Here is an 11,916-nt window from a genome sequence, read left to right on the forward strand (position 1 = left end):
CAACAAATATTATATACACTTCGCTTTTCTTAACGGATTAATTAGGTTCCATGATGCATCATTTTATCGCAAGAAAAATTTTTGTTCTCGCTACGCTATTCCCCCTCGTTGCACACAGTGAAAACAACTCCTATCTTCCACCCGTTTTTACTCAGAATAATCGACTAGCAGCAATTCAGGCAACATTCCCAGTCATTGATAAGATGTATCAGAAGTATGCAGAAGAAAATCATGTCCCTGGTTATGCTTACGGGATTATTTTAGACGGTCGTTTGGTCCATACAGGAAGTGGTGGTTACACGAATATTGCAAAACAAATTCCTGCTACCCCTCAATCGATGTTTCGTATTGCATCGATGACTAAAAGTTTCACCGCCATGGCAATTTTAAAACTTCGTGATGAGGGTAAATTAAAGTTAGATGATCCTGCATCTCTTTATATTCCTGAATTAAAGGATCAAAAATTAACTCAAGACGCACCAGAGATTACAATTCGTGATTTATTAACTCATTCTGCAGGATTCCCGGAAGATAATCCCTGGGGGGATAGACATCTGAATAATACTGATGAAGAACTCATCGCTTTGGTGAAGCAAGGAATTTCACTATCCAATGTCCCTGGGACATCATTTGAATACAGTAATTTGGGATTTGCCCTCCTAGGGTTGATTGTTAAAAAGGCATCAGGAGTTCCTTATCAAGAATATATTGCGGCAAATATTTGGCAGCCTCTGAATATGAAACAGGTGGCTTGGGAATTTGCTCAGGTTCCACCCAATCAATTAGCACATGGTTATCAGTGGATGAATGGATATTGGCAGGAAGAGCCCGTCTTACATGATGGTAGTTATGCTTCCATGGGGGGGATGATTGCTTCCATCGAATCGTTTAGCCATTACGTTACGCTGCATCAGGCCGCCTGGCCTGCGCGAGACGATGCAGAAACAGGACCAATAAAACGAAGTTCTATACGTGAAATGCATCAACCTTGGCGATTTTATGCAGTAGATTCAAAAGATGAAGTATATGGCAGAGCATGCCCAACAATAAGTGCTTATGGCTATGGATTAAGATGGTCAAGGGACTGTAATGCTAAGGTAGCAGTGGGACATAGCGGTGGATTACCAGGTTTTGGAAGTAATTGGCTCCTATTGCCCGAATATGGTATGGGCGTGGTTTTATTAACCAACGTGACCTACGCTTCTGCAGAGACCATTAATGTTCAAGTCGTTAATAAGCTTATTAATGAGGCGCATCTTAAACCAAGAGAGTTACCGCCCTCACGAATATTGAATGAGCGACAAAAAGCATTGGTGAAATTACTGCCTACGTGGAAGGATGCAAAAGCCAGTGGCGTATTTGCAGCGAATTTCTTTTTGGATTCATCCATTGCCTCGTTGCAGAATAAAACCCAAGAACTTTTTAAGAAGGCAGGAAAAATTCTAAAGGTTGGTAGGGTAATTCCAGAAAATCAATTACGAGGATATTTTATTCTTAAAGGTGAAAAAGCAAATCTTAAAGTGAGTTTTACTTTATCACCAGAAAATCCTGCATTAATTCAGGATTATCAAATCGAAGAAAAAGTTTAGTCCAGCTTGAAGTTGGTACTGTGTAGCCTGGGCATTGACACTCATTTACGAGAAGGGATGTTTGCCTGTGAACGAGTCTGGAAAAGCAAGGTCGTGCCTAGGCTAAGTAAAGATTAATTCATTCTTTTAATTTGTTGCTTCTTTTGATTGTATTTAATTTTGTTCTTTAGCCTGAATCGCTATGGATCTCGGCTGCGAGATAAAATTTTTCCCGGCAGCAGGGGTTTCGTAAAAGAGTGCCGTAGAAATAAACCTGGGTATGCTTCGCTTCACCCAGGCTAAATCGAATCATGTACTAATCTTAAATGATACTTTGTGCCGATACCGCTTTCTCACAAAGCATGCGCAAAGCGGTTGCGATTTGTTTTAATTCTTTATTGTGTAAATGATATTCCTTACCCAATTGAATCGGATCGGTGAAACTTAACCATACCTGGCCACTGTTGTCTTCTGTGGCCATTATTCGCAATGGTAAATCAAGTGCGACTGCTGCATTTTCTTGCATTAATGGAGTTCCTTTAGCAGGATTGCCGATGATAAGAACCTCAGTTGGAAGTAGTTTTTGATTCACCTTTTGCGCTTCACTACTGTGATCAATATGAGCAAATATTTTTCCACCTTGTTGAGTAATTATATTAACTATACGTTCTATGGTTTTTGAGACAGGATAAGGGCTTTGTAGTGTTTGTGATCCTGAGCCCTCAGGAGCGCCTAGCTTCATGTCAAATGCTGCAGCGATTTTGCGGGCGAGTATATCTAAATCAGTCAAATTTTCTTTGTTGGCCAACAGAGTGACACATAAGAGTTCGTTTGCTGCGGTAAAACGACTTAAGAATGCTGAAAATCCTGGAATATTTCCTTTGATTTCCATTAATCCCGGATGTCCAGGGAATAGCCATCCCGCATTCCCAGGAATGATTGTTTTATTATCCAAGGTAATGCATTGATAAAGAAAATCTCTGTTCTCCTTTTCTTTGACTAAAATAGTACCCGCCAGGCCGATATCCCATAGGCTAATATCCTCCGCAGAGGCAATAACACCGCTGTGTGAAAAAGTAGTTGTCCAAGAGATGTCCGGGACTGCTTCATGCTCGGCATTATAACCTTGAGCCACTTCTATGGGGTCTATATAGCTGGGATTATGCAAAAAATCGCTGTGTTTAAAGGGTAGGGTGTCTTTGTGCAATTCATTATCAATCGACGATTTATTTTTGACAAAAAAAGTTCGTTTTAAACCCACTCGATTAATTTGATTTTTTGTTACATAGTTCTCATAGCTCATGCCACTTATTGTTTCAATAAGAAGACCCAATAAGTAATAATTTGTGGCACTGACTTGCATTTGGGTACCTGAAGGAAAATCTAAGTTTGGATTCTTAAATAATCTAAAAATGTCCTCGGGTTTATAGTCTTTGTGGAACGAAAAATTATCACATTTTGTATAATCGGGTATTCCTGAACTGTGAGTTAATAATTGTCGGATGGTAATTTTTTGCCATGTCTGCGGGAGTGGGGTTAAATAATCCGAAACAGAGTCATCTAACTGCAGTTTTCCTTCTTCGTGTAGCTGCATTATCGCTACTGCGGTATAGGCATGGGTTAATTGCCCTACGTGGAAGAGTGTGCGTGTCGAAACCAAAAGTTTTTTTTCTGTATCAGCAAATCCATAACCGACTACTCGGGTGATATAGGGCGCTTGAACAATTGCCAGCGACATTCCAGGAATATGATTTTCTTCCATGTACTCAATAATCAGGTCATCTACAGATTGTCCTCGATAAAGAGTATGGAAATCGCCACGACCGCTACCAGAATGAATGCTCATTATTATTCCTTATTTTGCTCACGAACAACTATTTTTAGTATAGATGAGTATGGATGGATTGCCTTTGGTGTGAAATGAAATGGAACCAGGGAATCCTGTTGCCAATCCCTTGGTTCCTCTTGTTAATCCGTTTGCATTTCTTGCGTGCAGTGGAGTTCTATAAATGAATCTGCTCCATAGTGAATTGTGTTACGACCGAAATAAGGTGGGACAGCGGTATATGGAACAATAAAACCTTCTTTCATGCTGACATACAGTTGATCACTGCGACTGGCAATTTCTAAAACTAAACGTTCCCCCTTTTTATAGGATGCAGCCACGGGCGTCATACTAAAGCGCAATAACACAGGAATATTAGGTTCAAGAGGAGTTACTATAGAGGTATTAATTGCTAATTCACAGCGAGAACCACTGGTTTGGTCTATGGTACGTGTAGCCGGTCGAAGGTGTCCCATAGATAAAGGATGATAGATTCCCTCACTGTCGATTTTCCCTAATCTGGCGATTACATAGGAGTCAATTTCATTGCAACTGTATTGAAGCTGGAGGGTAATTGGGCCAGCAATTGTTGTTTCTTGCTGAAAAAGTAATTCATACGCCAGTTTTTGTTTTTCGAATTGCTCTATTCCAGGTAATACTTCAATTCCTGGAGGTATAGAGATCCAGGAATCATGTCTTTCATCGGGTATTTGATGTTGTAATACCCTAGGCTCTGACTGCTTGGATTTCTTTTGAAGAAAAAGCTTATATACCTTGGTCTTTGGACTAGGGAAATTTGTAGCTGATTCAAACTGATTTTTCCCTTCAACCCAATATCGTACGGGAGGCAAACTGGCATAACCATTATCAACCCCTTTGACAATATGATCAAAAAAAGCAAGAGCCTCTAATTGCCAGGAATAAACGGGTAACTCATATTCAGCCGGACCAAGAATCATCCATTTTTTATTTGGCGAGGTACCGGCATGTTCAAAAAGGTCATAACAGCCAAATTGATGTAATGCGATATTGCCTAGATTTTGCACGACAACAAAAGGAACATGAATTTGATTTAATTTTTGAAACGGTCCTTGGGCAATTTGAGTCGCTTCTCTTGAATTACTATCCACCATCAGATGAATGTACCAGCGGAGTGCCTCAGGAATTACCTGATTTTTTTTAAATCCACTAGTAATTTTATCTAACTTGGGCTTTATGAGCTTTTTCCATAACCAAGGATAACTTATAGCATAGCTGAGTAAAGCTCTTTTCCATGGCGCCAGGTAACGACGGACTGTAGGCGGATTAAAATTAGCTCCCACCCATAAATTTAAAAAATCAGCATTAGAAACACCCCCATAATGGAAGACATGTCTGTAAAAATCAGTACAAATTTCATTAGCAAAAAAAGCACGTAAGGAAGGCGGGTTAAGTACCGCCACGCTGGCTTGATTCATACCGTAGTATGAAGTGCCAAATAAACAGACATCCCCATTTGACCAAGATTGCTGTGCTGCCCATTCGATACAATGATAATGATCTTGTGTTTCTTGCTCATTTTGCCAAGATTGAAATTCACCTTCAGAACGTCCAATAGCTCTCGCAGTGACAATTACCTGCACATAGCCCCTATCAGTAATTACAGCGGGGGAGCCAATTTCATTATTTCCAGTTGGAAGTCCTGTGGTATGCAAATCGCGATTATAGGCAGAAAATTGGAGAATGACTGGATATCTCCCCAATTTTTTAGGTACATATACATCGGCAGAAATATGTACACCATCGGGCATCGGAATCATGACATCGGCAAAAAGCTTACAACCAAGACCTGATTCAGCAACCCGATGAGGTGTCCATCCTGCTAATTGGTAGGGATTCAAACGTGCGCGAGGTATCAATAAACTGTTTAACCATTTTTTCATTATGTACAACTCTATTTAATTACTTGTTTTTAAAGGAAATATTTTAGCAAAATAAATGATGATTTTTAGATAAATAGATAAAATAATGCAAATAAATTCTTATTTGAAGTGGTGTTGTTTACATTCTGCTGCAGATGAAATATAAAATGGGGTAAATCTTGTTCTAAAGGCTTGAATACGGCATGGATATTAAAATTGATCTATTGAAAAATAACCTTAATGCGATTCCTGAACTTGCCCGCATGTGGCAAGAAGGTCTTGGAAAAATTTGGTTACCTGATGTGCCGCTTGAAGTTGTAGAACAACGTTTTCGTAACCATGCAAACCACGATACGATGCCTCTCACGTTTGTCGCTTTCGATAAAGAAAAACCGATCGGGATGTGTAGTTTACGTGAAAATGATGGAATTCGTCCTGATTTGATGCCCTGGCTAGGTTCTTTAACTGTAGCTCCCGAATATCAAAACCAAGGACTTGGCAAAAGACTTGTGGACGTAACTAAAGAACAAGCCAAAAGAATGGGGTATGAAATACTTTATCTTTTTGCTTTTGATCGCACGATACCCAATTACTACCAATCCTTAGGATGGAAAATCATAGATACAGACCGTTTTAAAGGACATCCTGTTACCGTAATGGAAATTACAATATAAAAAAATCGGATCACTCCAAGGTAATTACCTCACATGCCCTCATGATTTTGCCAGTTTTTTGGATATTCAGTTCAATTTTTTTGCATTTTTAAAAATTATTGTCTAGGATTTATTAGCCTATAAAAATTCTATATAGGTTTATAATTTTAGGGAGAAAATAATGAATCGAAATATATTTCAAGGCAAATGGATGGAAATCAAAGGTGAAATGAAGCAATTTTGGGGAAAACTCACAGACGATGACCTCAAACAAATAGAAGGGAATCAACAAGAAATTTTTGGAAAACTCCAAAAGTATTATGGCTACACAGAAGAACAAGCTAAAAAAGCAGTGCATGATTTCCAAAGAAAAATACATCATTAATTAAAAGGTATTTGTGTTTAATAAAGGGAGTTTAATTATGGAAAACAGAGGAATTGTTAAATCTGGAGAGCTTACAGGTTCCAAGGTTATGAATCCAGCACATGAAAGTCTAGGTGAGATTGCGGAAGTTGTTATCGATAAACAATCCGGAAAAGTAAACTACCTAGTATTAGATTTTGGTGGTTTTCTGGGATTCGGAAATAAATATTTTGCGGTGCCCTGGAATCTTTTTTTGTATGATAATAAAGATGATTGCTTTATTCTCAATGTCGAAAAGCAACATTTGAAAGATGCTCCTGGCTTTGATAAAAATCATTGGCCAAATTTTTCAGCACCTGAATTTAAAACGACAATAACCGGATTTTATACAGGAGGTAAAAAATTATGAATATTTTATCAAGTATATTATTCAGCGGTTTCGTTTTGATTTCTGCAACCTCATTTGCTCATGATGATTCCATGAGTTCAAATCCAAGTGGTTCTTCTAATAGCAATATGAGCTCCAGTTCAAATGCTAATAGTAAGACATCAATGGGATCAAATTGGGTTTGTACAACTAATGCAAGTTCAAGTGAAAAAAGAGCAGATCAAGATGCGGATAAAATAATGTCAGAAAAGGCTGCTTCTGCTGCCAAATCATTTGCTTTTGCACAAAAGCATTGTCGAGACTGCACACAAATCACGTGCAATGTTAAAAAATAATCAAACTACCTGTGTTCCCTGACAAGGAATACAGGTAACTTTCCTTAAAAAATCCTTTTTTTTTAAATAATTAAGTATTATCCATAGTTCACCATGACTCATGAGTGAGTTATTTTTTAATTTAAGTTTGAAGAATTTAATAATTCTTCCTATGCTAAAAGGAGTTTTTAGTAATTCATTTTATGCCAAGGAATGCGAATGAACATTTTAAAAACCCAAGTCTTGAATGGGCCTAATTATTGGTCAAATTTCAGAAAGGAACTCATTGTCATCAAGCTCGATATAGGAAAATATGAGGAGCTTCCTACAAGCCATTTAGCTGGATTCAAAGAGAGGTTGATTCAGGAGTTACCCAGTTTACAGAGTCATCGTTGTTCTTTAGGCATCGAAGGTGGATTTTTAAAACGAATAGAAGAAGGCACTTGGTTAGGTCATGTGATTGAACATGTGGCTTTGGAGTTGCAGTATCTCGCAGGGATGGATTGTGGTTTTGGTAGAACTTATGGAACTAAGGACTATGGAGTCTATCATGTTATCTTTGCCTATCAGATTGAAGAGGCTGGTTTGTATGCAGGAAAGACAGCTGTCGATTTTATACATTCCATAGCTGAAGGCAACAAATATCCTCTTGATGAAGCAATCAATCATTTAAAAGAGATTTTTAAGAAACAGGGTTTGGGCCCAAGCACTCAGGCTCTAGTGGATGAAGCAAAAAAGAGAAATATTCCTTGGAAACGCCATGAGCACAGTTCTTTAATTACTTTAGGATACGGTCGAAATCAAAAAAAAATATGGGCCTCCGTGTCTTCGAAAACAAGTTCAATTGGTGTTGATATCGCTTCTAATAAAGAGCTGACCAAGAGTATTCTTAATTCAAATTTTATTCCAACACCAACAGGATTAATTATTACTTCTGAGGAAGAACTGAAAACTGCGGTGGAACAGTTAGGATTCCCCTTAGTGATTAAGCCACTTAATGCCAATCATGGAAAAGGAGTAACGACGAATATCACTGATCTTAATAAAGCAAGATTTGGTTATGAGCTCGCAAAAAAAATTTCCAATGAATTGATTATAGAGCGTTCCATACCCGGGAATGACTATCGATTTTTAGTCGTTAACTATAAAGTGGTTGCGGTGGCTAAACGTACTCCAGCCCAAATTGTAGGGGATGGAGAACGTACAATTAATCAATTAATTAAGCAGGCAAATGAGGATCCCAACCGAGGTGAATCCCATGAAAAGATACTGACTAAGATCAAAGTAGATGAATCCACTTTCTCTATTTTAAGACACAATAATCTGACCTTGGAGAGTATTTTACCCAAAGGGCATATCTTAAATTTAAAAGAAACGGCAAATTTAAGTTCTGGTGGGACAGCGAAAGACGTCACAGATGCAGTTCATCCTTTTAATATCTCTCTTACAGAACGTGTAGCAAGACTTGTGAATTTGGATATTTGTGGAATTGATGTGATTTCAAAAGACATTAGTTGCCCCCTGAATGAGAACCATGGAGCTATTATTGAGGTAAATGCTGGGCCAGGATTAAGAATGCATCTATCGCCCAATGAAGGTACGCCTCGTAATGTAGCTGAACCAATTTTAAAAATGCTTTATCCAGAAAATTTAACTTCAAGAATTCCAATAGTCGCCGTTACTGGTACTAATGGAAAAACAACTGTGGTTAGGTTGATTGCCCATCTTGCACGTTTTGCAAATCATCATACGGGTTATACAACTACAGAAGGTATTTATATCAATAATAAATTAATTTACAGCGGCGATTGCAGCGGCCCTGCCAGTGCACAAGCTGTTTTGTATGATCCTGAGGTCGATTATGCAGTATTAGAATGTGCTCGGGGTGGTATTCTGCGTTCAGGCTTAGGATTTGATGCATGCGATATTAGTGTGATAACGAATATTACTGGGGATCATCTGGGGTTAAATGATATTCATACGCTTGAGGACATGGCCCAGGTCAAAGCAGTTGTTGCGCGCAGCACCAAAAAAACCGGATATAGCATTTTAAATGCAGATGACTCTCTAACTTATAATTTAAGAAATGATTTAGATTGCAATATTGCTTTGTTTAGTATGTTTGATAGTCCGCGGGTAAGAAAACATTGCAGCTTAGGTGGATTAGCTGCTTTTCTTGATCAAGGGAATATTGTCGTTCAAAGAGGGTCTGAACGAATAGTTCTGGCCGATATAAAATCAATTCCGCTCAGTTTTCAAGGTACTGCAACCAGCATGATCCAAAATATCTTAGCGGCAACATTAGCTGGAGTGATTAGTCATTTCTCCTTAGAGAAAATAAAAGAAGCACTCCAAGTTTTCTATCCCACAGTTGAAAATCTTCCAGGCAGAATGAATCTTTTTCAATTTCCTCATTGCCAAATTATGGTCGATTATGCGCATAACGAAGGTGCATTTTGTGAGCTAAAAAATTATCTTGATTCGATTCATTGTGATAAAAAAATCGGAATTATAGGCGTAGTAGGCGATCGACGTGATGAGGACATAGAAAAGTTGGGCTATCTTGCTGCCTCTATGTTTGATGAAATTGTTATTCGTCATGATAAGGATGGGCGAGGGCGAACTCATCATGAAATGAACCGTCTTCTGGTTTCCGGAATTCTTCGTTCTGATTGTAAACCGTCTATCAATATTATCTCAGATGAGATTGAGGCGATTGAACATATGATGGGGATAGCAGAACCCAATACTTTTATCTTTTGTGCCGTTGAAGATGTATTTGAAACAACTAATTTTCTCAAGAAAAGGGAAAAACAATTGATGATGGTGAATGAGGTTTATAATGACACCCAAAGCTAAGTTATTGATTATCGGTGGTGCCGAGGATAAGGGTCACGATGAACCAATGGATATTTCGGAGCAAAAAAGAGAATTTACTCGCTATGAAATCCTGAGTGAATTATTGCCTCCATCGAATAAGAAAATAGAAGTTATTACAACAGGTTCGGAAATTCAGAATGAAGTAAAAAAAATTTATCAAAAAGTTTTTCATAATATGGGCTACAACAACATAGGATTTCTTCCTATAAAAAAAAGAAGCGAAGCGCGCACTAACGAATATTTAAAAAGAGCAGCAGATGCTGGCGCTATTTTTTTTACAGGAGGAGATCAATTTCGTTTATCAACAATATTAGGGGGCACTCCTATTGTTGATATTATTAAAGAGCGCTATTTGAAAGATAGTGATTTTATCATTGCTGGAACCAGCGCTGGAGCTATGGTTATGGGTACAGTGATGATTACTGGCGGCGGTTTATCAGAAGCTTTAAGGTATCGAAACTTGTTAACTTCCTCCGGATTAGGAATTTTACTGTCGTGTATTATTGATACTCATTTCATCAAAAGAGGACGATTTAGTCGTCTTGCACACGCAATTATTATGAATCCAGAACAATTGGGTATTGGTTTAGGCGAGGATACTGCTCTGGTCATTCGAAATGGATCTGAGGCAGAGTGTTATGGCTCAGGTATGGTAGTTATTATTGACGGCAGGAATATTGATCAAACGAATATCACGGATGTTGAAGAGGGGGAGCCCGTATTCGTTGAAAATTTAATTGTTCACCTTTTGGTAAAGGGCTGTCAATTTTCAATTGCTGATAGAACTCTAGCGAACCCTGCAATCCCTGGCAATAGACAATCTAAATGATGGAATAACGTGATGAATAAAATTGCAATCGCAGTACATGGTGGTGCTAGTGAAAACTATTCCTTTTTACAAGAACATCAAAAGGAATTTAAACTGGGTTTGGCTAAAGCGGTCGAAATGGGTTATTTAGTACTTGATAAAGGTGGATCGGCTTTAGATGCAGTGCAAGAGGCAGTTGGAATCCTTGAGGATAATCCATTATTTAATGCAGGAAAAGGTTCTGCATTAAATTCTCGAGGTGAAGTGGAAATGGATGCTTCGATTATGAGTGGCCAAGATTTGCAAGCTGGTGCTGTGTCTATGGTTCGCACCGTAAAAAATCCAATTCGTTTGGCAAGGTTGGTGATGGAGAAAACAAGACATGTCTTTCTTTCAGGATATGGCGCTTTAGAAATTGCAAAAAAATATGGTCTAGAACTTGAAGATGAATCTTATTTTATAACCCCAAATCAGTATGAGACGTATCAAAATCTCAATAAAATAGAAACCATGGACGAAATTCAGAACAAAAAAATGAAAGGAACCGTGGGTGCTGTGGCTTTAGATTTACAAGGAAACCTTGCAGCAGCGACTTCAACAGGTGGAATCAGCAATTGCCTTCCAGGGAGAATTGGTGACAGTTGCGTGATTGGCGCTGGATGTTATGCCAATAATGCAACCTGTGCGGTATCTGGAACAGGGGAAGGTGAATATTTAATTCGGGGCGTGGTTGCTCATACGATTTCTATGATGATGGAGTTTGATATGCCTTTACAAGAGGCATGCGATCATGTGATACATGAACGCAATAAGCAGTTAAATGGCGAAATGGGAGTCATTGCCCTGAATCGAAATGGTGATTTTGGAATTTCTTTTAATACAGAAGTCATGAAAAGAGCTTGGCAAAGTTCCTCTCAAGCAATGCAAATTAAATTATTTGATTAATTTAGAAGCAATGAAATAAAACTCTTTGTTATTCCGAGAAAGCTCTTGGGTACCTTGTTTACGTTCCATGTACTGAACAGCTATTTGGCGTCTCTTGTGCGAAGAGGGCGCTTGGGAAGCCTTACATCCTGATGAAAGCCCGGTTTCATTCACATCATGTTCGCGCATTTTGTGCTCAAATCTATATCAATACAAGTAGATCCACTGAATAGATAATCCTACGATGTTGCGATGAACGAGGGAAGCTCCCTCGTTGCAATCGGGATGATG

Annotated in this window: 11 protein-coding genes; 8 read left to right on the top strand and 3 right to left on the bottom strand. The window is 38.5% G+C overall.

The window, feature by feature from the left end; translation table 11 throughout:
- The first annotated feature begins 50 nt into the window (after window positions 1-50).
- Complete coding sequence (locus ACF8MK_RS09540) at window positions 51-1,589, top strand: serine hydrolase domain-containing protein (protein ID WP_392536449.1); 1,539 nt, start codon at window positions 51-53, stop codon at window positions 1,587-1,589.
- A 301-nt stretch (window positions 1,590-1,890) separates the two neighbouring features.
- On the opposite strand, the gene ACF8MK_RS09545 is transcribed toward ACF8MK_RS09540, so the two are convergent.
- Both ACF8MK_RS09545 and ACF8MK_RS09550 read right to left on the bottom strand, forming a co-directional pair.
- Entirely contained in the window at window positions 1,891-3,414 is a 1,524-nt protein-coding gene (locus ACF8MK_RS09545) for a serine hydrolase (protein ID WP_392536450.1), read from the bottom strand.
- 122 nt (window positions 3,415-3,536) lie between these two features.
- Window positions 3,537-5,315, bottom strand: coding sequence for a CocE/NonD family hydrolase (locus ACF8MK_RS09550; protein ID WP_392536451.1), 1,779 nt, complete (start codon window positions 5,313-5,315; stop codon window positions 3,537-3,539).
- Between the two features lie 182 nt (window positions 5,316-5,497).
- Between ACF8MK_RS09550 and ACF8MK_RS09555 the strand changes: the two genes are divergently transcribed.
- The 7 genes from ACF8MK_RS09555 to ACF8MK_RS09585 all read left to right on the top strand — a co-directional run bounded on the left by ACF8MK_RS09555 (window position 5,498) and on the right by ACF8MK_RS09585 (window position 11,646).
- Window positions 5,498-5,968: a GNAT family N-acetyltransferase gene (locus ACF8MK_RS09555; RefSeq protein WP_392536452.1), complete on the top strand. Its 471-nt coding sequence runs from the start codon at window positions 5,498-5,500 to the stop codon at window positions 5,966-5,968.
- A 160-nt stretch (window positions 5,969-6,128) separates the two neighbouring features.
- Complete coding sequence (locus ACF8MK_RS09560; RefSeq protein ID WP_028379838.1) at window positions 6,129-6,332, top strand: CsbD family protein; 204 nt, start codon at window positions 6,129-6,131, stop codon at window positions 6,330-6,332.
- A 37-nt stretch (window positions 6,333-6,369) separates the two neighbouring features.
- Window positions 6,370-6,720, top strand: coding sequence for a PRC-barrel domain-containing protein (locus ACF8MK_RS09565; RefSeq protein WP_265704531.1), 351 nt, complete (start codon window positions 6,370-6,372; stop codon window positions 6,718-6,720).
- A complete protein-coding gene (locus ACF8MK_RS09570) occupies window positions 6,717-7,034 on the top strand; it encodes a hypothetical protein (protein ID WP_392536453.1) in 318 nt (105 codons plus the stop codon). Before ACF8MK_RS09565 ends, ACF8MK_RS09570 begins: the two co-directional genes overlap by 4 nt.
- A gap of 198 nt (window positions 7,035-7,232) precedes the next feature.
- Window positions 7,233-9,872, top strand: a complete 2,640-nt coding sequence (gene cphA / locus ACF8MK_RS09575) for a cyanophycin synthetase (protein WP_392536454.1) — start codon at window positions 7,233-7,235, stop codon at window positions 9,870-9,872.
- Window positions 9,856-10,722 carry a cyanophycinase gene (locus tag ACF8MK_RS09580; RefSeq protein ID WP_392536455.1) on the top strand — a complete coding sequence of 289 codons (867 nt, stop codon included), beginning with the start codon at window positions 9,856-9,858 and terminating at the stop codon, window positions 10,720-10,722. The genes cphA and ACF8MK_RS09580 overlap by 17 nt, the downstream gene beginning before the upstream one ends.
- Before the next feature lie 12 nt (window positions 10,723-10,734).
- Window positions 10,735-11,646, top strand: a complete 912-nt coding sequence (locus ACF8MK_RS09585; protein ID WP_392536456.1) for an isoaspartyl peptidase/L-asparaginase family protein — start codon at window positions 10,735-10,737, stop codon at window positions 11,644-11,646.
- On the opposite strand, the gene ACF8MK_RS09590 is transcribed toward ACF8MK_RS09585, so the two are convergent.
- Window positions 11,635-11,814 carry a hypothetical protein gene (locus tag ACF8MK_RS09590; RefSeq protein WP_392536457.1) on the bottom strand — a complete coding sequence of 60 codons (180 nt, stop codon included), beginning with the start codon at window positions 11,812-11,814 and terminating at the stop codon, window positions 11,635-11,637. The genes ACF8MK_RS09585 and ACF8MK_RS09590 overlap by 12 nt on opposite strands.
- Window positions 11,815-11,916 lie beyond the last annotated feature (102 nt).

Origin of the sequence: Legionella sp. 227, assembly GCF_043161935.1 — a bacterium.
In the GTDB taxonomy this organism is placed as follows: Bacteria; Pseudomonadota; Gammaproteobacteria; order Legionellales; family Legionellaceae; genus Legionella; species Legionella sheltonii.

Bases quoted from the DNA above. Each gene is read 5' to 3' on its own strand.
- ACF8MK_RS09565 (WP_265704531.1), top strand. From the start codon at position 6,370: ATGGAAAACAGAGGAATTGTTAAATCTGGAGAGCTTACAGGTTCCAAG.
- ACF8MK_RS09560 (WP_028379838.1), top strand. From the start codon at position 6,129: ATGAATCGAAATATATTTCAAGGCAAATGGATGGAAATCAAAGGTGAA.
- ACF8MK_RS09570 (WP_392536453.1), top strand. From the start codon at position 6,717: ATGAATATTTTATCAAGTATATTATTCAGCGGTTTCGTTTTGATTTCT.
- ACF8MK_RS09580 (WP_392536455.1), top strand. From the start codon at position 9,856: ATGACACCCAAAGCTAAGTTATTGATTATCGGTGGTGCCGAGGATAAG.
- ACF8MK_RS09540 (WP_392536449.1), top strand. From the start codon at position 51: ATGATGCATCATTTTATCGCAAGAAAAATTTTTGTTCTCGCTACGCTA.
- ACF8MK_RS09585 (WP_392536456.1), top strand. From the start codon at position 10,735: ATGAATAAAATTGCAATCGCAGTACATGGTGGTGCTAGTGAAAACTAT.
- ACF8MK_RS09550 (WP_392536451.1), bottom strand. From the start codon at position 5,315: ATGAAAAAATGGTTAAACAGTTTATTGATACCTCGCGCACGTTTGAAT.
- ACF8MK_RS09590 (WP_392536457.1), bottom strand. From the start codon at position 11,814: ATGCGCGAACATGATGTGAATGAAACCGGGCTTTCATCAGGATGTAAG.
- ACF8MK_RS09555 (WP_392536452.1), top strand. From the start codon at position 5,498: ATGGATATTAAAATTGATCTATTGAAAAATAACCTTAATGCGATTCCT.
- cphA (WP_392536454.1), top strand. From the start codon at position 7,233: ATGAACATTTTAAAAACCCAAGTCTTGAATGGGCCTAATTATTGGTCA.
- ACF8MK_RS09545 (WP_392536450.1), bottom strand. From the start codon at position 3,414: ATGAGCATTCATTCTGGTAGCGGTCGTGGCGATTTCCATACTCTTTAT.